Raw genomic sequence first — 22470 nt, 5'->3', positions numbered from 1 at the left:
GCCGCGCAGGGCGACGGAGCCGGCTTGGTTGTCAACAAAGGTATTGTTGTTTTCCAAGAGCAGGTTGTCGATGCGGACACCGCGTGAGACTTGGAGGCCGAAGCCTTGGCTGGCTTCGATCCAGTTGTCGCGGAGGGTGATGTTGGTTGGGTCGGTGACGGTGACTCCGGTCTTTCCAGTGTAGTGTTGTGTGGGATACCGGTTGAAGTTGATGGCGTCGCCTTCGGTGGCGTAGAGGGCGTTTTGTTCGATGATGGCGTCGCGGATGTTAAATTCACCGAGGATGCCGCCGGGATAGGCGTTGAGGTTGGAAGCGAGGTTGGTGGAGACGATTGTGTTGCGGCGGACGAGGGGGCGGAGCACGGGGTCGCCGTCAACGGGGTTGTGGCCGTGGGCGTGCAGGTAGATGGCGGGGAGTTGCGAGCGTTCGATCCAGTTATCGGATACGTCTATGTCGATACCGCCGAGGGCGACGCCGCGGCATTGGGCTTCGATGAGGGTGTTGTGGAGGAATCGGTTGGCGGTGGCGGGGCGTTTGACGCTCTGGACGGAGATGGAAGCAAGGGCGTCGTCGCCGGTGTATTCAACGAGGTTGTAGGCGGCAGTAACGCGGGAGGAGGTGTCGATGTGGATGCCGTCGGCGGTGGTGTTGCGCACGCGGCAGTCAACGATCCATGAGTCGGTGCAGCCGCGGCGGAAGAGCGGGCCGATGAGGGTCTGGTCGAAGGTGACGCGGAGTAGTTGAACACCGGATACGCGCCGGGCGTCCGGCGAATAGGAACCGAACTGGAGGGCATACATGCCGCGAAAATGGCCGGTGCCGCGGGCGTTGTAGAAGGGGAAGACGGTGAAGGCGAGGTCGCGGAGGGTGACGTTTTCCGCGTCGCCGAAGTCCCATGCGTAGGTGGCCGCGAAGTTCTTGCCGGGGGCGATGAGGCCGGGCACGCAGCGGATGATGGAGCGTTCGCCTTCGCCGACGAAGTGGATGTTGCGGAGGGGGGCGTTGCCGCTGCCGTCGGTTTTCGCGGGGCCGTTGACGCGCCAGACGCTGTTGGCTCGGTTCTTGTAGAAGGTGTAGGTGCCGGCGGGGATGTAGAGGATGCCGCCGCGGTCTAGTTGATTGAGGGTGGCAAGGGCTTTTTCGAAGGCGGGTTGGTCGTCGGTGATGCCGTCTCCGGTGGCCCCGGTGTCGCGGACGTTGATGACGGCGAGCGTAGCGTAGTCGATGCGAGGCAGGTTTTCGAGGCCGGGGCGTGCGTAGAAGTCAGCCGGGAGGTTTTGGATTTTTACCGGGGAGAGGAGATTGACCGCGGTGGCTGCACCGATGCGTATCGTGGTGGCGAATACGACGGCGGCGACGGCAAACAGGATGCAGGCGGCGGAGCGGGGGTGGGTGTTTGGCATGGGTGTGGTTTGCGGTTCTTAATTCTTGATTCTTAATTTTCCGACGGCGATTTCACCAGAGTCGTCAAGGGTCAGGCCGTCGATGATGACGGCGACTTGAACGACGTGGCTCCAGTTGATTTCGCCTGCGGCGGATTTGGCGGTGGTGAATTCGCGCGGGGCGCCGTCGTTGCTGAGGATGTTGTCGAGGCTGGGGGAAAGGGTGATGTTGGCGGTGCCGGCGTTGGTTTGGATGAGGAGGAAGAGGCGGTGGCGGCCCCGTGGTTTTTCGAGAAATTTCCAGCCGATGCTGAGCGCAAGGGTGTCGCCTTGGTGCGTGCTCCAGTCGGTCGCGGTGGAGAGGCGTTTGAAGAGGCGGGCGACGTTGTCGTTTTTCTGCCCGGCGGGGATGTCGTTAATGGTGATGATGGCGGCTTTGTCGCCGGGCGAGGGTGAACCGGGCCAGTCGTCGATGCGCACGGCGGATGCGCGGCGTTCGGTGCGCAGGCCGTCCGCGGTGGCGAAATCGACCAGAAGCGTGTCGGCTGCGCCGGTCGTTGCGGTGGTGGCGGCGCCCGTAGTGGCGAAAACCACGGTGGCGGCGAACAGAAGGTTTAGTGGGAGGCGGATGGGTTTTATGGCCATTGTGGCAGTGTGTGTGGTGGGGGGGGGGGGGAGGGGGTTAGAGGGAGCGGCGATGGCAGCGAGTCCAGCAAACAAATCCGAGTGCTGCTGCTGCGATCAGTGGGGCGATACTGGCGGGTTCGGGAATGGAGGTGAGATTAAAATTAATTGCGAAGAGATTGGCGTTTTGGCCGGCGGTGCCATTGCTGCGATTCCATGATTGTTGGGCGTTGAAGGTCGCGGTGCCGGGGGGAAGCGAGGTGAAAACGACGCGATAGTAGAGTGTGGAAATGCCTGACGAGAGTGTGATGCTGGGTGATATGCCGCTCGTTATGCCGCTGGTGATCGAGGTGCTGGTGCGCAGGACGTTCGTGAGCGCGCCGTCTGTATCCGTCCAGGTGATACCGTCAGTGCTGTATTGGGTGGTGACGGAGCGCGTCTGGTTGACCGTGTACAGGGCGTCTTTCACGGTGAATGACTCGATCTGGTAACCGGCCGCGGTGAAGTCGAACTTGTAGGTGAAATACGACTGTGTGGTGCCGCCGCTGGCGTAGATGAACACATTGTTCCAGGCGCTGGATTTGCTTTCCGCCGACAAACGGATGTTGGCGCTTTTGTCAAAAATGTCGTCGAAGAACTTGCCGCCAGTGGAGAGGGTGCTTGTAGCAGTGGTGGTAGTGCTCGTGGTGGGAATATGACCTGCGGCGGTTATGGCTGCAAGCATGTCGTCATAGGTGAGGGTGTAGCCGTAGGTAGAAGATCCTTCCGTGGTTGTGATTTTGTCCGCCGTGATGGAGAGCGCGGCGCGGGTGGACGGGACGAGCAGGCCGAGGCAGGCAACAGTGGCGAGGAGTGAATGACAGATGGATGATTTCATAGTTGCAGGGCTTTGGATTTTAGCGGGAACCCGGATCGGGTGTTTGTATGTGGGGGCGGACGCTAATTTTCGCCTGCTTGCAGCAGCAACCGGTTCGTTGTTTAACTGATTAAACATCGCCGCAACTGACAGAGTAATCCCAGCCTCCATTTCCATCATGAACGATATGACCCATCGCATCACGTTGAAGCACATCGCCGAGGCCGCCGGCGTCACGGCGGCGACGGTGAGCATGGCGTTGCGCAACTCGCCGCGCATCTCGATGGGCGTGCGCGAACGGGTGCGACGGCTGGCAACGGAGATGAATTACCAGCCTGACCCGTTGATTGCGGCGCTGGCGGGGCGGCGCGGCGGACGTGGCTCGCGCAACGGGAAACCGGCGGCGGAAATCGGCACCATCGCCTACGTGACGGCATTCGCGAAGCGCGAAGGATGGCGGTGCAACCGGTTTTCGCCGGCGGTGTTTGCAGGCGCGTGCGAACGGGCGGCGCAGCAGGGGTACCGGGTGGAGCATTTCTGGTTGCGCGAGCCGGGGATGACGGCGCGGCGATTGAGCGAGATTTTGCGCAGCCGCGGCATTCGTGGTGTATGCGTGGCGCCACTACCGGAGGGTTTCGGACACATGCGGTTGCGCTGGGAATGGTTTTCGTGCGCGGCGGTCGGCTATTCGATGATCCGCCCTTCGTTGCACCGCGCCTGTCCGCACCAGTTTCAGGGGATGATGCACACGTTGAAAACGCTGCGGCGGCAGGGGTTTCGGAGGATCGGTGTGGCGATGGAAAAACGTGTGAGCCGGATCGTGGTGCACAACTGGCTCGCGGCGATTCTGGTGTTTCAGCAAATGCACGGGGCATCGTCCGTGGAGCGTTTTAACTACGAGACACCGGACCGTGAGCGGTTGTCGGAGTGGATTACGGAGCACCATCCGGATGCGATGATTTGCACCGACGTGGCCCTGTTGGCTTGGGCTCGGGCGGCGGGAGGGGCAGCGATGGGATTGGCGCAGTTGGATGCCTTGCCGGGTTACGCGGGGCTGGACCAGAGACCGGAGGTCGTGGGCGCGGCGGTGATCGATTTGATCACCGGGCAGATCCAGCGCAACGAAACAGGCATCCCTGCTGATCCCAAGGTGACGATGGTGGAGGGGCGGTGGGTGGAGGGACCGTTTACCGCTATAATTTCACCCGCCGCAGGCGCAGGGCGTTGGCGACGACACTGAAGGAACTGAGGCTCATCGCCACGCCGGCGACCATCGGATTGAGCAGCCATCCGGTAAATGGATACAGGAGACCGGCGGCGAGCGGGATGCCGAGGCCGTTGTAAAAAAAGGCCCAGAAGAGGTTTTGACGGATGTTGCGCAGTGTGGCGCGGCTCAGGTGAACGGCGCGCACGAGGGCGTTCAGGTCTCCTTTGACGAGGACGAGGCCGGCGCTGTGCATCGCCACATCCGTGCCGGTGCCCATCGCTATGCCCACGTCGGCGGCGGCCAGGGCGGGGGCATCGTTGAGGCCATCACCGGCAAAGACGACCCGCTCGCCGCGCGCCTGGTGTTCGCGCACGAGTTCCTGCTTGCGCTCGGGCGTGACGGCGGCGTGGAAACCGTCGAGTAACAGTTTTTCGGATACGGCACGGGCGGCGGCTTCGCGGTCGCCGGTGACCATGACGACGCGCAGGCCGAGGCGGCGGAGTTCGGCGACGGCGGGGGGCGTGGTTGCCTTGATGGGATCTTCGAGCGCGATGAGCCCGGCGGGGCGATCGTCGATCTCGACGGCAACGAGCGTGGCGGTGGGATGCCCGGCAAGGTGTGTGTCGGCGGACGCACGACAAATTTTTATCACGCAGCCTTCAACGCGCGCGGTGACGCCAGCGCCGGGTTCTGTGTGGAAATCGGTGGCGGCGGGAATATCGAGATGTTGTTCACGGGCGGCGCCAACGATGGCGCGGGCGAGCGGGTGCTCACTGGATTGCTCGGCGGCGGCGGCGAGGCGGAGAAGGCCGGCGGCTGAATGTCCGGGTAGTGGTTCGATTGATACAACGCCCGGGCGTCCGGCGGTAAGGGTGCCGGTTTTGTCGATGAGAAGGGTGGTGGTTTTCTCAAGACGTTCGAGGGCGGCGGCGTCTTTGACGAGGACGCCGGCTTGCGCGCCGCGCCCGATGCCGGTGACGAGCGAGACGGGTGTCGCCAATCCGAGCGCGCAGGGGCAGGCGATGATGAGGACGGCCACGGCGTTGAGCAGGCCGTGAAGAAAACCGGAGCCGGGCGCGAGCAGCCACCATGCAAAAAACGTGAGCAATGAAATTCCCAATACGACGGGCACGAACCAGCCCGCCACGCGGTCGGCGAGGCGCTGGATGGGGGCTTCGCTTTCGGTGGCCTGCTCGACGAGGGCAACAATGCGGGCGAGGAGCGTGTCGGCCCCAACGCGTTCGGCGCGCATGAGGAGGGCTCGGGTGGTGTTGAGCGTGCCAGCGCTGAGGGTGTCGCCGGGGCGCTTGGTCACAGGGATGGGCTCGCCGGTGAGCATTGATTCATCCACGTCGCCTGCGTCGCAGTCGGGAGTGAGTTTTCCGTCAACAGGAATGTTTTCGCCGGGGCGCACGCGGAGCGTGTCACCGGGTTGCACATCGGCGAGCGGCACATCCTCCTCGGTCCCGTCGGCACGGATACGGTGTGCGATGCGGGGAGTGAGATCCATGAGCGCACGGATGGCGGCGTCGGTGCGGGCGTGGGCGCGTTGTTCGAGAATCTGGCCGAAGAGAACGATGGTCGTGATGACGGCGGCGGCTTCAAAATACAGCGGCGGCAGGGCAGGGGGGGGGGGGGCTCCGGTGGCGTTCGCCGCGGCGTGCGCTTGGCCGGCGGCTTGCAGCGCCGCGGGAAAATGTTCGCCGAAAAGCACGGCGGCGACGGAATAAAAATACGCGGCCCCTGTGCCGGTGACCGTGAGGGTGAACATATTGGTGTCGCGTTCCCGGATGGATTTCCACCAGCGGCGGATGAAGAACGCGCCACTCCAGAAAAACACCGGCGTGGTCAGCACAAGTTGCAGCCAGGCCGACACGCGCGGGTCGATGTGCGCAAAGAGCGCTGGAGCCGCCATCTCGCCCATGGCGAGCACGAAGACGGGGATTGTGAGCACGAGCGCGACCCAGAAGCGCGGGCGCAGCACGCGTTCGTGCGGCAGGCCCATATAAACGGGAGAGGTGTCGGGGGCGTCGGACCTCGTGGAGCCGGGCGTGGGTGTCGGAGCGGAGGGAGCAGGTTCGTGGCAGTGTGGGCAGCAGGAGGACATGGATTGGATCGGATCGCCGGAAGAGGAGCAGTCTATACTACGACTCAGGCGGACAGCGCACTTGAATTTTCTTCGACCTTGCCCAGCCCTGCCAGACGCGAGCAACGTTGTCGTTGCCATGCGAATCGCCGTTCTTGCCGACACCCACGATCATTACCCGGCCAGGCTGCCCGGCCTGCTCAAGGGGGCCGACGAAATCTGGCACCTTGGTGACGTGTGCGATCCCTCGGTGCTCGTCGAGTTCGAGCAACTCGGCCCGCCGCTCCGCGTTATTCTTGGCAACAACGACATCCATCCCGCCTGGCCGCTGACGCTCAACCTCGAACGTCAGGGCGTGCGCTTTCATCTCGTGCACATCCCGCCGCGTCGCGCGCCTGCTGGTTGCGCCGCCGTGTTGCATGGTCACACGCACGTGCCGCGCGACGAAACCGACGAGCGTGGCGTGCGCTGGCTCAATCCCGGTTGCATCAGCCGTCCGCGCGCCACCATCAAGAGCTTCGCATGGCTCGAAGTCGCCGATGGACGAATCGTGAATTGGAAGCTGGTGCGGTTGTGATGCTTGGCAGGTGAGTTGGAAAACGCGGCTTCTCCTCTTCTTGCCGCTTGCATTAGAATACCAAACGTGGTCCGCTAATCGCTTTCTCACGTCATGCTCCCACGCACATTTCTCACCCAACTCATTCCCGCCCGCATTGCAGAAGCCACCCGCCGTCTGCACGCCCAAATCTGGCAGCCGCTGCCCGACGAAGCCGCCGGCATCAAAGTCGCGCACACACCCGTGTATCGGGAATTCCGTGACGCGCCCGGCCTTAAACCATCCGATTTTACACCCGTGCCGGAAGGCGCCTCCAACTGGGGTCCAAAATACGCCCAGCGCTGGTACAAAGTAAGCCTCCCCGCCTCCATCCCCCCCCCCCCCCGCTGCTTCCGCCAAGGGCAAAGGCAAAAACGCCGCCAACAACACCGACAAACGCACCCGTTACCTCGTCTGGAACGATCAGGCCGAAGGCACCATTTACATCGACGGCGTTCCCTACTCCGGCCTCGATATTGCGCACCCCTACATTCCCATTCCCGCCGGCACGCGCGAACTCCTTGTTGAGTCCATCTGCATCCGCTCCGGCATCTGGCTCGGTGGCGAAGCTGCGCCGCTCGACCAGGAAGGCAGCCGCTACACTGCGCCCGGCCTAGTCCTTCGCAACGACGACGCATGGAACGCCTACTTCGACCTCATCGTTCTCCTCGACCTCATCGAATGCGAACACCGCGACTACCAACCCGTCGTTGGCACGCCCAAACGCTTCACCGACCCCGTTCGCTTCTCTGCGCCCGCCTTCCGCGCCAGCCCCCTCTTCCGCCGCCTCTGCATCCGTCTTGACGCGGCCATTGACGTCCTTGATCGCTACGGCCCCGCGGCCCTCTCCAAAGAACTCAAAAAAATCTACGCCGACTTCCCCGCCGAATCCGATGCGACCGGCATGAAAGCCGTCCTCACCGGCCACGCGCACATCGACCTCGTGTGGCTCTGGCCCGAACGCATTGGCGAACGCAAAGCCGTTCACTCCTGGTCCACCCAAGTGCGCCTGATGAAAGAGTATCCAGAATTCAAATTCGGTTACTCGCAGCCCGCCAGTTACGACGCCGTCAAACGCATCTCGCCCGAACTCCACGCCCAGGTGAAAAAACTCGTCAAAGCCGGACGCTGGGACGCCACCGGAGCCAGCTACGTTGAATGCGACACCCAGATGCCCTGCGGCGAAGCCCTCCTGCGCAGCCTCCGCCTCGGCCAGGCCGGATTCACCGAACTGCGCGGCAACCCGGCAAAAGTTTTCTGGTTGCCCGACGTTTTTGGATACAGCGGCTGCATGCCCCAGCTCCTCGTCGGCCTCGGCGTCAAAGGCTTCTTCACCAGCAAACTCTCCTGGTCCACGGTGAACCGTTTTCCGCACACCAGTTTCCGCTGGCGCGGACCCGACGGCTCCGAAATCCCCTCTCACATCGTCCTCCTCCACGACTACAACGAAGCCGTTAACATCAAAAACCTCCGCGAGGACGCGCTGCATCACCAGCAAGCCGGCATCCACAACGAATTCCTGCAACCCACCGGTTACGGCGACGGCGGCGGCGGCACCACTGAAATCATGATCGAACGCGCCCGCCGCGTGAACAACCTCGCTGGTGTTCCCAAGACGCAATGGGGCAACATCGAACCCTTCTTCGACCGCCTCAACGCGATCAAAGACCAACTCCCCGCCGTCACCGGCGAACTCCTCCTCGAACTCCACCGCGGCGTATTCACCACGCACGGCGCCCTCAAAAGCGCCTTCCGCCGCATTGAGCGCGCCCTGCAAATCCAGGAAGCCGCCCACGTCGTTACAGGCTCCGGTCCCATCGACGACTACGCCTGGCGCCGCGCCGCCTTCTCGCATTTCCACGACTACATCCCCGGCAGCTCCATCTGGGAAGTGTATGCCGAGGCGATTCCCGAACTCGAAAAACTCAGCGCCGAAGCCATCGACGCTGCGGGCAAAGTTCTCTCCACCGGCGCCTCTGCAAAAAACGCCAACGACAAGAAAAAGTCCGCCGCGGCAACAGGCCTGTTCAACCCCCTTCCCATTGCCCGCACATGGGTCACGGAAGACGGACGCGCCTACGAACTCGCGCCCCTCTCCGGCGCTCCGTTCGCAGAACTCGCTGCCCCCGCCCGCATCGCCACGCCCAAGGCAAACCTTGCCGCTTCTGGCACTGCCACGCTGAGCAGCGAACGCGTCACTGCCCGCTTCGACAAAAACGGACAACTCACCGCGCTCTCTGTGGACGGCCACAACGTCGCCCTCTCCGCTGTATCCGGAAAAATAACACAACTCGCCGCCTACCCGGATCACCCCGCCGCCTTCGAAGCCTGGGACGTTGACCGCACCGCGATCGTCACCGGCCAAGTCGCGCAACTCGCAGGCAAAGGCAAACCCGCCATCACCCAGACCAACGCCCTCACCACCACGATCAGCTACGACTACACCATTGCGAAACAAAGCACCATCACCGTGCGCTATTCGCTCACGGCTGGAGAATCCGTTCTCCGCGTGGCCTACGACATCGACTGGCAGGACTCGCTCATGTGGCTCAAGGCGATATTCGCCACCGACTACCGCGGACGCGAAGCCCGTTACGGCGCACCCTACGGCAGCGTCCTCCGCGGCCAGTGGCCCGGCTATCCCCGCGAAGAAGCCAACTGGGAAGTCGCCGGCAGCCGCTGGATGACCCTCCTCGACGACGCGCAAAGCGAAGGCCTCGCCCTCTTCACCGAGTCCAAATACGGCTTCACCGTGCACAACGGCACCGTTGGCCTCAGCCTCCTGCGCAGCGCCCTCATCACCGAGGCGGACCACCACCCGAAAATCCGCGAAACCGAACGTCCCTTCTATTCCGATCTTGGCCAGCACCACATCGAAATTGCCCTCGGACGTTTCGCTTCCGACGCGCCCCTTGCCGAGCAACCCGCCGTGCTTGCCGACACCCTCTACACACCCTGCCTGCCCTACAACGGCGCGCCGGTGAATGCGGGCCTTGTCTCGATTGACGGCGCTCCCTCGCTCGCACCTTCCTGGGCCGAGCCGGTCAAGGGCGGCTGGGTCTTGCGCCTGCACGAAACGCTGGGCCGCAACGGCACCGTTTCCGTGAAACTCGCCGACGGCTGGAAAGCTGAACCCTTGGCACTCGACGGCACCAGTCTGGGCAAACCCAGTGTTGGCGGCATCGACCTGCCCTTCACGCAATACAAAGTCCTCTCGGTCAAAATCAGCCGCTGAGTCCGCGCCATCTCCTCTTCGCGCCGATGGGAATAGCCTATCGGCGCGAAAAATTCGCAAATCATGGCAATTGCTCCACTATTGCCGTGCATGAAAAAAATCCGCCTCAGACCCAATGCCTCGCTTTCCATCAAAATGGGCGAGAGCGACACCCTCAAAATCAAGCTTCGTGATATTTTCGTCCCACCCGGCAAAAAAATCAGCCTCAAGAAAGACTACGATCCGTCCTACTCCGGTGGATACAAGGACAAGGAGGCTGCACTGGAAAAAGTGCAGTCCAACGTCGCCCTGCTCAGCGAACTCCAGGACAAACTCTACGCGCAGGACAAACACAGCGTATTGATCATTTTTCAGGCGCTCGACGCGGCCGGCAAAGACGGCGTCATCAAACACGTCATGTCTGGCATCAACCCGCAGGGATGCCACGTCACCAGTTTCAAAACGCCATCAGCCGAGGAGCTGGATCACGACTATCTCTGGCGTTCGGTCAAGGCGCTGCCGCGCCGCGGTGAAATCGGTATTTTCAACCGCTCTTACTACGAGGAAGTGCTCGTCGCCAAGGTGCATCCCGAGATCCTCCAGCGCCAGAAACTCCCCGCCGTCGCCCTCGGCAAAGACGTGTGGGAAAAGCGTTACGAGCAGATCAACAATTTCGAAAAATATCTCGTGGATAACGGCACGATGATCGTGAAGTTTTTCCTTAATGTTTCAAAAAAAGAACAGGCCCGGCGCTTCCTCGCCCGTGTGGAAAACCCGGACAAAAACTGGAAATTTTCCGATGCCGACTACGCCGAGCGCCAGCATTGGGACGAGTATCAGAAGGCGTATGAGGAGTGTATCCGAAATACCAGCACACCGTATGCGCCTTGGTTCGTGATTCCTGCCGACCGCAAGTGGTTCACGCGGCTGGCGGTTTCGGAGACCATTGTCCGCGCCCTGCAACTGCTTCCGCTAAAATATCCCGAGGTCAGCGCCGAGCATAAGAAGATGATCACGCGCATCGGGACGAAGTTGAAAAAAGAGGTGTGATACCATTTCCCGATCAGAAATATATCACGCGGAGACGCGGAGGACGCGGAGTTTTGTTGTTTTTTCCGCCGCGCCTCCGCGTGAGGTTCTTGATGCTCTTTAGAGTATTTTCATCTGAGTTGTGTCCGTTGTTTTAACGGTAGGGAGGCCTCTCCGAGGCCTCCGTTGTGCGTGGTGAGAGGATGCGAAACTCATAGGTGGATGGAGCGTGGCTTCGGAGGCCTCGGAGAGGCCTCCCTACCAGGTGTCAAATGGCTACAGTTTAAATGAAATGCCCTATTATATCTTTGGATGGAAAATGATGGTCAGCGGCGATGGCCACGACGCATGATGGTTGTAGTTGAGAAAAAACTACAAATCAAAGGATGAAATGGCAGGCGACTGCGTGGTCGCTGTTGCCCGGAGCGTCAGCGTCGAGCGTGCGAAGGACTGGTTTTTCGAGTCGGCAGCGGTCTTGCGCGTGGGGACAGCGCGGGTGGAAGGGACAGCCGGAGGGCGGGGCTAGAGGGGAGGGGACGTCGCCTTGCAGGACGATGCGGCTGGTCTGGCGGCGCGGGGTGGCCTCGGGAATGGCGGAGATGAGGGCGCGGGTGTAGGGGTGCGCGGCACGGCGATAGAGCGTGTCAGCACCGGCGCTCTCCACGATGTGGCCGAGATACATGACGGCGATGCGGTCGGAGATGTGCTTCACGACGGCGAGATCGTGCGCGATGAAGAGGTAGCTGAGGCCGCGTTCGCGCTGGAGGTCGAGGAGGAGGTTGAGCACCTGGCTTTGCACGGAGACGTCGAGCGCGGAGACGGGTTCGTCGCAAATGATGAGTTTGGGGTTGAGCGCAAGGGCGCGGGCTATGCCGATGCGCTGGCGTTGTCCGCCGGAAAATTCGAAGGGAAAACGGTCCGCCGCGCTGGCGGGGAGGCCGACGCGTTCGAGGAGCGCGGCGACATGGCGGGCGCGTTCGGCAGGGGTGCCGATGCGGTGGATGATGAAGGGTTCTGCGAGGAGCTGGCCGACTGAGTGGCGGGAGTTGAGGGATTCGGCGGGGTCTTGAAAAATCATCTGAATCTCGCGCCGGTGGGGTTTGAGCTGACGGCGGGAGAGGGGGGCGAGGTCGGTGCCGTCGAAGTGGATTTCGCCGGTAGTGGGTTTATGGAGACGGATAATGGTTTTGCCGAGCGTGGTCTTGCCGCAGCCGGATTCGCCGACGAGTCCGAGGGTTTCGCCGGGGTTGAGCGCGAGCGACACGCCATCGACTGCGCGGCACCAGGCGCGGGCGCGGAGCCAGAGTCCGGAGCGCACGGGAAAATGCATGCGGAGGTCGCGGATGGTGAGGAGGGGGGGGGGGGGCGGCGCTGCGCGCCGAACGTCCAACGTCGAACGCCCAACATCCAACGTCGAAGTGGCGGGAGGGGCGGCTTCGCCGTCGAACGTTGAACATTGAACATTTAACGTTGAACGCTGAACGTTCGGAGGGGGGGGGGGGGTAAATGCAGCAGCGTCTGGGAGCACCGGCCTCTTGCCGGCATTCCGATGTGGCGCGGGCATCTCGCCCGCAGGTAGGGGCGTCGCTTGCGACGCCCGCGCATGCCATTTGATGCCGTCGCCTGCAAACGCGGGCTTCGCAAGCGAAGCCCCTACGCGTGGCGCGGGCGTCTCGCCCGCAACCGTTGTTTCTTCGCTTGGGACCGCAGGCATCTTGCCCGCGCCGATCTCCGTTGCGGCACTCTCGCGCCAGCGGTGGCAGGCGGTGAGGTGGGCGGGGGCATTGCCAGTCACGGTTTCGAGCGGGGGTTGTGTATCGCAGGCAGGGATACGCCAGGGACAGCGGTTTTGGAAGCGACAGCCGGCGGGGAGGTCGGCGAGGCCGGGGACGAGGCCGGGGATGGTTTCGAGACGGGTCTTGCGCTGGGAGTCGAGTCGGGGGATGGAGCGGAGGAGGCCGCGGGTGTAGGGGTGGGTAGGGTGTTGGAAAATTTGTTCGACGGGGCCTTGTTCGGCGATGCGGCCGCCATACATGACAACGACGTCGTCGCAGGTTTCGGCGATGACGCCGAGGTCGTGCGTGATGAGGATGACGGCCATGCCCATCTCGGCCTGGAGTTCGCGGATGAGGTCGAGGATCTGGGCCTGGATGGTGACGTCGAGCGCGGTGGTGGGTTCGTCGGCAATGAGGAGGGCGGGTTTGCAGGCGAGGGCCATGGCAATGACGACGCGCTGGCGCATGCCGCCGGAGAGTTGGTGGGGGTATTCGAGGGCGCGGGTTTCAGGGGAGGGGATGCCGACTTTTTGCAGCATGTCGATGGCGAGGCGCATGGCTTCGCGCGGGTCGCGGGTGCGGTGCAGGAGGAAAACTTCGGCAAGCTGGCGGCCAATGCGATGCACGGGGTTGAGCGCGGTCATGGGTTCCTGGAAAACCATGCCGATGCGTCCGCCGCGGATGGCGTGCATTTCGTCGGATGCGGCGCGGACGAGGTCGCGGCCTTCAAACAAAATTTCGCCGCTGACGATGCGCCCGGAGGGTTGGGGGAGGAGGCGCATGAGGGAGAGGGCGGTGACGCTTTTGCCGCAACCGGATTCACCGACGAGGCCGAGGGTGCGTCCGCGGTGGACGGTGAAGCTGACGTCATCCACGGCGCGGAGCAGACCGGCGTCGGTATCAAAGGCGGCGGCAAGGTGCCGGACGTCGAGGAGAGGAGTCCCGCTTACTGCTTCGGCTTCCATTGGTCGTAAGTTTTTATGGATACGGGAAATTTTTGGTCGGTGCGGCGGGCGTCGAGGGTTTCCTTTTTCTTGTCCTCGTCGATCCAGTGGACGGCGGTTTCGAGGGCGTCGCGGGAGTAGCGGGCGTTGAAGTTTTCCGGCCAGCCAACCCAGCGCCAGGTGCCGGTGCGATAAAAGGGCATGGCAAAGGCGGGGGAATAGGAGCCGTCTTCGTAAATGATTCCCTCCATGCGCCAGGCCATCTTGCGCATGGCGTCGAGGTCGTCGGACTTGTCGTAGGCGTCGATGAGGGCGTCGAGTTCGGGGATGGCGATGGATTGCAGGTTGTTGGTCTGGACTTTGGGCTTGCGGTCGGGGTTGGGCGTTTTGTGGCCGGCTCCGGTCCCGGTGGCGTCCGTGAGGTAGGGTTTGTCGTAGGCGTTGGCGGAGTGGAAAAATTCCCAGTAGCGGGGAAACAGTTCCACGCCGACGTTGAAGGCGGAGAAGGTGATGTCGTGGTTTTTTTCCTGCACCTTTTTCCAAGCGGTGGAGGAGTCGAGGATTTCGACTTCGAAGTGGAGGCCGGCTTTGCGGGCTTCTTGTTGCAGGATGGTGAGGACGGGGGCGAGCGCTTCGTAGCCGGTGGTGAGGGTGACGGCGAGGCGTTCGCCGCGGTCGTTGACGAGGATGCCGTCGGGGCCGCGTTGGGTGTAGCCTGCCTTGGCGAAGTGTTCGGCGGCGCGTTGGATGTCGAAGGGGCGGGCGTGGATGTTGGGGTTCGTCATGGAGCCGTAGCCGTCGGCCGTGGTGTTCAGGCGCGTGTAGTCGCCGCGAAAATACTGGTCGATCACAAGCTGCCAGTTGGTGGCGTATTGGATGCCGAGGCGGAGGTCGCGGTTGGCAAGGAGCGGGCGCGCGGTGTTCATCCAGAGGGCGTAGTTGGGACGGGGGATGTCGTTGTAAAAGATGGTTTTTTGAATGAGGCCGCGAGCGACGAGGGGGTGGGTGTCGGGGAGGCGGTCATAGTAGTATTCGGAGAGGTTGAGGCCGAAGGCGTCGAGTTCGCCGGTGAGAAAGGCTTCCCAAGCGGTGGTGGTTTCACGGATGACACGGAGGCGGATTTTTGCGGGGTTGTAGCGGTAACGGAAATACGGTTTTTCGCTGGCCCACCAGTCGGCGAGGCGTTCGAGGGTGATGTGGTTGCGGTTGGTGGTGGTGCGGCGGAGTTCGGCGTCGGTGATGACGTAGGCGCCGGTGGTGGGGGCGAAGCGCCAGTTGTAGCGGGTGACGAAGTCGGGGCCGGTTTCCTTGTAAAAGTGACGCGGCGTGGGTGCGAGTCCAAGGACGCGAGAGGGGAGGTCGGGCCGGGCTTCCTTGAGCGTGACGGAGAAGGTGTGTGTATCGTAACGGGTGATACGCGTGTAGTTTTCCCCGATGCCGTAGTAGTTGTTGTACCAGGGGGCCTGGATGTAGGGGCTTTGGTGGAACCAGAAAGTGAAGAAGACGTCGTCGGTGGTGACGGGGGGGCCGTCGCTCCAGCGGGCGGCGGGGTCGATTTTTACGTAAACGGTGCGGTTGGGGAGATCGATGGCCCATTGGGTGGCGAGGGCGGGAAAATACTGGTGGGGGCCGGGCACGTCGGGATGGAGCCCGGCAAAGGAGAGCGCGAAGTCGTCTTGCAGGTAGCCGCGAAAGGCGCTGTTGGAATCGGGGCCGATGACGCGAAGGGTGCGCGGGAAGTCTTGGATGCGGCCGTTCCAGGTGCCGCCGCGTTTGCGGGCGGGCGAGCCGATTTCGGGGAGGGGACCGCCATCGGTCCAGTCGAGGTTGGCAGGGAGGTCGGCGGGGGTCTTGGTGACGAAGAAGTCGGGGTGCGCGGCGTAGTAGGCTTCGACTTCGGCGGTGTTGTCGGGGGGGGGGGGGCGGCGTCGCGGGAACAGCCGGACACGGCGAGCGCGAACAGGGCGGAAACAAGTGTAATGAGAATTTGGATGCGAGTTGGTTTCATTCGTAGATCGTGAATTTTTTCGGATCGAAGGCTTCGCGGACGGCTTCGCCGACGAAGGTGACGAGGGTGAGCACGAGGGTCATGGCCGTGAAGGTGGACACCACGATCCAAGGGGCGAGGGTGAGGTGGCGGGTGCCTTGTTGCAGGAGTTCGCCCCAACTCGGCGTGGGGACGGGGAGGCCGAAGCCGAGGAAGTCGAGCGCGGTGATCGAGGTGATGGCGCCGGCCACGGTGAAGGGGACAAAGGTGACAAGCGTGGCGGCTGTATTGGGAAGGATGTGACGGAAGATGATGCGCGTGTCGCCCGCGCCGAGCACTTGCGCGGCGGCCACGTAGTCGCGCGCTTTTTCCTTGTACGTGCCGGTGCGCATGTAGTAGGTCATGCCCATCCAGGAAAACGCCACGGTGATGACCACGAGCCAGCCGAGGCTGGGGCGGACGATGGAGGCGACGATGATGACAACGTAGAGAAAGGGGATGTTGGACCAGATTTCGATGAGGCGTTGCACGAGGAGGTCGAACGTGCCTCCGAAGTAGCCCATCGCGCAGCCGAGGAGGATGCCGAGCAGGTAGATGCCGGCCATGAAGAAAAACGCGAAGATGATGGCGTTGCGAAATCCGTAAACGAGGCGGGCCAGGATGTCGCGGTTTTGGGTGTCGGTGCCGAGGTAATGGGCCTGCGCGAAGTCGGGCGCACGGGGGCGGATGTGTTCGCCGGGGTTGCAGTTTTCGAGCGGATTGTAGGGGACGGGGGGCATGAGGACCCAGTTGCCGGTTTTTTCGCCGCCGCCGGCGCGTTGTTGCAGGAAGCGTTCGCGGAGCTGGCGGTAATCGGTCTCCCAATCGTAATCGAGGCCGAAGGTTTTGCCGGGGATGATGGCGCCGTAGGTGGGGAAGTAGGTGTTGCCTTCGTAACGGACGATGAGGGCGCGGTTGTTGATGAGGAGTTCGGCAAAGCAGGCGAGCACGACCAGCGCCGTGAGCACGATGAACGACCAAAAGCCGCGCCGCAGCGAACGGAAGCGCCGGAGCTTTTTGCGGGTGATCGGGTTGAGTCGCATGGCGGGTTGTTCTCTTTTCCTTTAATTAAATCGTATCCGTGGGTCCAATACCGCCACGAGCAGGTCGGACAGGATGTTGCCCACGAGCAGCAGGATCGACGAGATGAACAGGATGCCCATGACCACGGGGTAGTCGCGGTCAACGACCGACTTGAACCCGAGCAGTCCCATGCCGTCGATGTCGAACACCACCTCGATCAAAAACGAACCGGTGAGCACCAGCCCGATGTTTTGGCCGAAGGTGGTGGCGAGCGGGATGAGCGAGTTGCGCAGCGCGTGGCGAAACACGGCGGTGCGAAACGGCACGCCCTTGGCCACCGCCGTGCGCATGTAGTCGGCGGCGAGGTTGTCCATGAGGTGGTTTTTCATGAGCATCGTGGTGAAGGCAAAGCTGCCCACCATGTAGGCCGACAACGGCAGGATGGTGTGGCGGGCGAGGTCGGTGAACTTTCCCCACAACGTGAAATCCGCGAAATCGTCGCTCACGAACCCGCCCAGCGGCAGCCATTGTAGCCGCGCTGCGAATATGAGCATGATGATGCTGCCAAAAACGTAGCTCGGGATCGCGTAGCCGGCGAACACGACGACCGAGGTGGCGTTGTCCATCAGCGTGCGATGACGCATCGCCTTGACGATGCCCAGCGGCAGGCAAACGCCATACGTAAGCAGCGTGGTCAGGAGGCCGAAGTAGATCGAGATGGGGAGCTTGGACGCGATGACCGTCGTGACCGGCAGGTGATAGATATAGGATGTGCCGAGGTCGCCGCGCAGCACCTTGCCCGTCCAGTCGAAGTAGGCGGCATACCAGGGTTTGTCGAAACCGTAGAATTTGCGCAATTGGTCGAGTTGTTCCGCCGAGAGCGATGTGCCGGAGGCTGCATCGGCCCGCGCCGCGGTTCGTCCCCCCCCCCCCCCGCCTGTCCCGCCGACATCCGCCTGCCGCGCCTCCGCCAGCGCGCGTTCAACGGGACCTCCGGGAACCAGACGCGTGATGAAAAACACAATCAGGGTGACTCCGATGAGCGTGGGTGGAATCAACAAAAAACGTCTGAGAAAGTAGTCCCGCATGAAGAAGGCGTTGGCGTCGGTCGGCAGATTGGATTGGCGATAAAAGCGTAACGCGCCATGGAACCGTGAATGTCCCTGGGCGCAAGCGCCGGAAATCCCAACCGGCGGAAATCCCCAAGGACCACCCAATGGCCGTTTGGTTCTCTGGAATTTTCACCGATTGGTGCTCCGGTTCGATTTTCCATCGACACTCGTTGTAGCCAGTTGCACGTTTGCGGCGTCTATCTGCTCTTCCATGCGCTTGCATCCCCTCTCATCCTTCTTCCGTAACACGTTCCTCGTTGCCGCTCTTTTGGGGCTTTTCCAATCCGCCAACGCTCAGGTTCCCTCGCCATCGCCTGCTCCAGCGTCAGGTTCCGCGCCTGCTCGCCCCCACCGTGATCGTGGTCTGTCAGGCGGCTTGCCTGTGCAGATCGGCGCGCCCGCCGCAGACGACATGATCCCCGAACTCATCATGCGAGACATGGAGCTATCCCAGGCACTCGAACTCCTCGAACGTCTGACCGGCCGCAGCGTCCTCCGCCCCGGCGCCCTCCCCGCCAACACCTATACCCTCACCATTAAAAAACCGATCAGCAAAGCCGAGGCCGTTGTCGCCCTCGAAACACTCTTCGGTATGAACCAGATCGCCATTGTCCCCTTGGGCGACAAGTTCCTCAAAGTCGTTCCGAGTGCGATGGCGCGCAACGAGGCCCCTGAGTTTATCGAAGGCTCCACGCTTGGCATGTCCCCGAGCAGCCGAATCGCGGCCAAGCTCTTCCATCTCGATTTTCTCCGGGTCAGTGAAATCGCACAGCAACTCCCGTTACTTATCAACCAGACGCTCGCCAACCAGCCCATGGCGTTCGAAAAAAGTAATAGCATCCTCATCACCGACACCATCACCATCCTCCAGCGCATCGAAGCTGTTCTCAAGGAAGTGGATCGCCCCGTCGCCTCCCACTTCACCACCAAGACCTATACCCTCGAATTTGCCAAAGCCAGCGACGTGGTGACCAAAATCAAGAGCTTCATCACCGCTGAACTTCAGAAGGATTTCAGCGCCAACACCACCTACACTGCCGACGACCGCACCAACCAGATCATCCTCATCAGTCACCCTGCTGAACAAAACTTTTTCGACAACATCATCACCAAGCTCGACATCCGCGCTGATCCCAACACCCGCAGCGAAGTCATCTTCCTCAAGCACGCCAAAGCCCCCGACGTAAACACCATCCTTACCCAGCTCATCAGCGGACAGAACAACGCCACCCGCACCACCACCGGCGGACAGCAGGGGGCCGCCGCCACCACCAACCGCGCCGCCACCACCACTGCCAACCGCACTGCCACCGCCAACCAGCAGCAACGCACCGCCCAAAATACTCAGGCCAGCCGCAACACTGCTGTCGCCAGCGCCCTCAGCAACCAAGGGGCCGCCAGCGAACAATTCAGCACCCTGCTCACTGTTGTCGCCGACGAACGCAGCAACTCCATTATCATTTCCGGCACTGCGGACGACATCCGTCTCACCCGCGAACTCATTGACAAGATCGACGTTCTACTCGCCCAAGTGCGCATCGAAGTCGTCATTGCCGAAGTCTCACTTTCCGACGAAGCCACCAGTGGCATCGACACCCTTGGCCTGCGCATCGAAAATGGCGTCCTCACTGGATTCGCGGCTAGTGGAGCGGGAGGTAAAATTGCAGGCATTGATAACGGCACATTTTTCCAGACTGCCAAGGAAAACGCCCTCGCTGGCGTAATTTCGCTCAGCACAACTCCACGCAAAAACAACACCAATATCCTCTCCGTTCCCACCATCGTCACCTCGCACAACCAAGAAGCGGAGGTCTTCATTGGAGAAAAACGCCCCATCATTACTGGCACCACCACCACATCCGATTCCCTTAGCACCAGTTCGCAAATCACCCAGCAGCAAATCGGCATCACCCTTACCGTCACCCCCCTCATCGGCCCCAACGGCTCCGTCCAGATGCAACTCGAACAAAAAGTCGAGGACATCTCCGGCTTCGTCACCATCGACGGCAACGAACAACCCATCACCACCGACCGCAACGCCAAGTCCTTCCTCAGTGCCCGCAGCGGCGACATCGTAGTTCTCGGCGGCATGCAGCGCACCAAAAAAGGCAACACCACCAGCCGTCTTGGCCCTATCCCCTGGATCGGTGACCTCTTCGGCAAACGTTCCAAAACTGACCAGCGCACCGAAATCCTCTTCTTTATCCGCCCCACCGTCCTCACCAACACGCAACTCGACAACGTCGAAGCCTACCAGCAAGTGGACCGTGCTCCCCATGCCGCCGAAATCCGCAAGGTTCTCGACACCCGTCCCCTCGCCGCCTCCACTGACTACGGACCCACCACAATCACCCGCACCAACCACGCGGCCGGCACTCTTCCCACCGCTTCGGTCCCCGCCATCACCCCCAACCGCACCATCCCCTCCTCTGCCACTCGGCCCGTGCCGCAACCCGTGCAGCAACCCGCGTCGCCACCGCCGCCCCCCCCCCCCCCCCCCGTCCAGCCCATTCAGCCCGCGCAACCCGTGGCTCCGCCAGTTCCACCCGCTGATTCCACCTATACCCCTGCCTACACCGTTCCCACCTACACCCCTGTTATCACCCCTGTCGACGACAGCACCGCTTCTGCCCAGCCATGATTCCCGCAGCCTCCACCACGGGCCTGCCGCCCGAACTCGATGCGCGGCTCACCGACGAGGCTCGCGCCGCCATAGCCGAGGCCCCGCGCGACCAGCGCCCCGACCACCTCGCCTCCGCCCTCAGCCTCACCGCCGAAGCCCTCCTCAACGAACTCGCCCTCGCCACCGGCCTGCCCGCTGTTGCCCTGCCCACCGTGGCCACCGACGAACTTCGCACCCTTCCCTCGCGCCTCGCCCACGACTACCAGATCATCCCCATTCAGGCTGAAGGACTGAAGGCTGAAAAAAACACCACGGACTCTCCCCCCCCCGCTCCCCTTACCGACGCCCCCTTCAGCCTTCAGCCTTTACTCCTCGCCACCCCCTGGCCCCCCGACCACCAAATGGTCGATTGGATCGCCACCTTCACCCCGCGACCCATCGTCTGGCACCTCTCCCTCGCCGAACGCGTCCGCCAGCTCATCGTTGAAAACTACGGCGTAGGCTCCGGCAGCCTCGAAGACACCGACGACGACCTCCCCCTCGCCGCCCAACAAGAAGCCGACCTCGAAGCCGATGCCGACGCCGCCGTCGTCCGCTTCGTCACCGACGTCATCGCCCAAGCCGTCACCGACGCCGCCACCGACATCCACTTCGAACCCCAGGAAGAACAACTCCGCATCCGCTACCGCGTGGACGGCCTCCTCGTCCCCGTCCCCGTCCCCGACAACCTTCGCCGCTATCAAGACGCCATCATCTCCCGCGTCAAAATCATGGCGCGCCTCAACATCTCCGAAAAACGCCTCCCACAAGACGGACGCATCAACTTCCGCACCGGCAACACCAACCTCGACATCCGCGTCTCCACGATGCCGACCATCTACGCCGAGTCCATCTCCCTGCGCCTCCTCAACCAGCGCAAGATGGCCTACACGATGGAAAAACTCGGCATGTTGCCCGAAGAACAAAAACAAATCGACCACGTCCTCCAGTCCCCCCACGGCATCATCCTCGTCACCGGTCCCACCGGCTCCGGCAAGTCCACCTCCCTCAACGCCTTTCTGCGCAAGATCAACTCCCCCGACCTGCGCATCATCACCATCGAAGACCCCATCGAATACGAAGTCCCCGGCGCCAACCAAATCCAGACCCGTGCCGAGATCGGCCTCACCTTCGCCAGCGTCCTCCGTCACACCCTCCGCCAGGACCCCGACGTCATCATGGTCGGCGAAATCCGCGACCTCGAAACCGCCGAGATTGCCATCCGCGCCTCCCTCACCGGCCACCTCGTCTTTTCGACCCTCCACACCAACGACGCCCCCGGCGCCATCACCCGCCTCGTGGACATGGGCGTGGAACCCTTCCTCGTTGCCTCCGCCATCGAACTCGTCATCGCCCAGCGTCTCGTCCGCCGCCTCTGCTCCGACTGTGCCCGTCCCCGTCCCATCGACCCCCTGATGATCCGCGCCGACCTCGCCGCCATCGGACTCGAACCCACCGACGCCGACGGCGTCACCCAACTCATGCACCCCGTCGGATGCCAGAAATGCCGCGGCACCGGCTACCGCGGGCGCATCGGCGTGTTTGAGATATTCCATCCCAAGCCGCACCACGAACTCATCGTGCAACGCGAATCCAACCGCGCCCTCACCGACCGTGCCCGCGCCGCCGGCATGAGAACCCTCGCCCAATCCGGCTGGGACAAAGTCCGCGCCGGCCTCACCACCCTCGACGAACTCGTCCGCAACCTCAGCACCAACGAATAGCGGACAACCCGGCACGACTTAAGTCGCTCCAGCATCCACCCGCCCATGCCGACCTTCCATTACACCGCTCGCGACGCTTCCGGCAGCAGCACCCAAGGCACCCTTGACGCCCCCACACGCCGCGACGTCCTGCGCCGCCTCCAGGCCCGCAGCCTCCAACCCACCCAAGTCACCGAAACCGGCAACGGCAGCCCGCACAAACCCGCCGCC

The 22470-nt window shown here is 62.5% G+C and carries 16 protein-coding genes; 7 read left to right on the top strand and 9 right to left on the bottom strand.

Annotation, left to right across the window (positions count from 1 at the left end; all coding sequences use genetic code 11):
* The 3 genes from OBACDRAFT_RS23390 to OBACDRAFT_RS23385 form a co-directional block, all read right to left on the bottom strand.
* Positions 1–1404, bottom strand: a 1404-nt coding sequence (locus OBACDRAFT_RS23390) for a right-handed parallel beta-helix repeat-containing protein (RefSeq protein ID WP_198529972.1), incomplete at its 3' end; no start/stop codon positions are given.
* An 18-nt stretch (positions 1405–1422) separates the two neighbouring features.
* Positions 1423–2028, bottom strand: a complete 606-nt coding sequence (locus OBACDRAFT_RS25985) for a hypothetical protein (RefSeq protein ID WP_052362462.1) — start codon at positions 2026–2028, stop codon at positions 1423–1425.
* Positions 2029–2065: 37 nt separating this feature from the next.
* On the bottom strand, positions 2066–2884 hold the full coding sequence (locus OBACDRAFT_RS23385) for a hypothetical protein (RefSeq protein WP_052362460.1): 819 nt from the start codon (positions 2882–2884) through the stop codon (positions 2066–2068).
* Positions 2885–3041: 157 nt separating this feature from the next.
* Between OBACDRAFT_RS23385 and OBACDRAFT_RS23380 the strand changes: the two genes are divergently transcribed.
* Entirely contained in the window at positions 3042–4103 is a 1062-nt protein-coding gene (locus OBACDRAFT_RS23380; RefSeq protein ID WP_232767685.1) for a LacI family DNA-binding transcriptional regulator, read from the top strand.
* Here the strand turns inward: OBACDRAFT_RS23380 and OBACDRAFT_RS23375 are convergent.
* Complete coding sequence (locus OBACDRAFT_RS23375) at positions 4057–6177, bottom strand: copper-translocating P-type ATPase (protein ID WP_232767682.1); 2121 nt, start codon at positions 6175–6177, stop codon at positions 4057–4059. The genes OBACDRAFT_RS23380 and OBACDRAFT_RS23375 overlap by 47 nt on opposite strands.
* Positions 6178–6295: 118 nt before the next feature.
* On the opposite strand from OBACDRAFT_RS23375, the gene OBACDRAFT_RS23370 reads away from it, so the two are divergent.
* Together OBACDRAFT_RS23370 and OBACDRAFT_RS30345 are read left to right on the top strand one after the other, a co-directional pair.
* Entirely contained in the window at positions 6296–6733 is a 438-nt protein-coding gene (locus OBACDRAFT_RS23370; protein ID WP_043589438.1) for a metallophosphoesterase family protein, read from the top strand.
* A gap of 93 nt (positions 6734–6826) precedes the next feature.
* Positions 6827–7279, top strand: coding sequence for a hypothetical protein (locus OBACDRAFT_RS30345; RefSeq protein WP_232767679.1), 453 nt, complete (start codon positions 6827–6829; stop codon positions 7277–7279).
* An 85-nt stretch (positions 7280–7364) separates the two neighbouring features.
* On the opposite strand, the gene OBACDRAFT_RS30340 is transcribed toward OBACDRAFT_RS30345, so the two are convergent.
* Entirely contained in the window at positions 7365–7679 is a 315-nt protein-coding gene (locus OBACDRAFT_RS30340; protein WP_232767676.1) for a hypothetical protein, read from the bottom strand.
* On the opposite strand from OBACDRAFT_RS30340, the gene OBACDRAFT_RS23365 reads away from it, so the two are divergent.
* Together OBACDRAFT_RS23365 and OBACDRAFT_RS23360 are read left to right on the top strand one after the other, a co-directional pair.
* On the top strand, positions 7656–9986 hold the full coding sequence (locus tag OBACDRAFT_RS23365; protein ID WP_232767673.1) for an alpha-mannosidase: 2331 nt from the start codon (positions 7656–7658) through the stop codon (positions 9984–9986). The two genes, OBACDRAFT_RS30340 and OBACDRAFT_RS23365, sit on opposite strands and share 24 nt — an antisense overlap.
* A 135-nt stretch (positions 9987–10121) precedes the next feature.
* A complete protein-coding gene (locus OBACDRAFT_RS23360) occupies positions 10122–11015 on the top strand; it encodes a PPK2 family polyphosphate kinase (RefSeq protein ID WP_043589444.1) in 894 nt (297 codons plus the stop codon).
* A 358-nt stretch (positions 11016–11373) separates the two neighbouring features.
* Here OBACDRAFT_RS23360 and OBACDRAFT_RS30335 read toward each other — a convergent pair whose 3' ends face one another.
* From OBACDRAFT_RS30335 to OBACDRAFT_RS23340, 4 genes are all read right to left on the bottom strand, one after another.
* Complete coding sequence (locus OBACDRAFT_RS30335; protein WP_052362456.1) at positions 11374–13734, bottom strand: ABC transporter ATP-binding protein; 2361 nt, start codon at positions 13732–13734, stop codon at positions 11374–11376.
* A complete protein-coding gene (locus tag OBACDRAFT_RS23350) occupies positions 13716–15350 on the bottom strand; it encodes an extracellular solute-binding protein (RefSeq protein ID WP_157837269.1) in 1635 nt (544 codons plus the stop codon). Before OBACDRAFT_RS23350 ends, OBACDRAFT_RS30335 begins: the two co-directional genes overlap by 19 nt.
* A 367-nt stretch (positions 15351–15717) precedes the next feature.
* The gene (locus OBACDRAFT_RS23345) at positions 15718–16782 is read right to left on the bottom strand and encodes an ABC transporter permease (RefSeq protein WP_043589436.1); all 1065 of its coding nucleotides are present in this window, start codon (positions 16780–16782) and stop codon (positions 15718–15720) included.
* Positions 16783–16803: 21 nt separating this feature from the next.
* Positions 16804–17850, bottom strand: coding sequence for an ABC transporter permease subunit (locus tag OBACDRAFT_RS23340; protein ID WP_043589441.1), 1047 nt, complete (start codon positions 17848–17850; stop codon positions 16804–16806).
* A gap of 235 nt (positions 17851–18085) precedes the next feature.
* Between OBACDRAFT_RS23340 and OBACDRAFT_RS23335 the strand changes: the two genes are divergently transcribed.
* Both OBACDRAFT_RS23335 and OBACDRAFT_RS23330 read left to right on the top strand, forming a co-directional pair.
* Positions 18086–20515 carry a secretin N-terminal domain-containing protein gene (locus OBACDRAFT_RS23335; protein WP_081722307.1) on the top strand — a complete coding sequence of 810 codons (2430 nt, stop codon included), beginning with the start codon at positions 18086–18088 and terminating at the stop codon, positions 20513–20515.
* Positions 20512–22260, top strand: a complete 1749-nt coding sequence (locus tag OBACDRAFT_RS23330; protein ID WP_043589435.1) for a GspE/PulE family protein — start codon at positions 20512–20514, stop codon at positions 22258–22260. The genes OBACDRAFT_RS23335 and OBACDRAFT_RS23330 overlap by 4 nt, the downstream gene beginning before the upstream one ends.
* Positions 22261–22470: the final 210 nt, after the last annotated feature.

It is taken from the genome of Geminisphaera colitermitum TAV2, assembly GCF_000171235.2.
Lineage (GTDB): Bacteria > Verrucomicrobiota > Verrucomicrobiia > Opitutales > Opitutaceae > Geminisphaera > Geminisphaera colitermitum.
The sequence above is the reverse complement of the archived record's forward strand: the minus strand, read 5'-3'. Positions and strand labels throughout refer to the sequence as shown.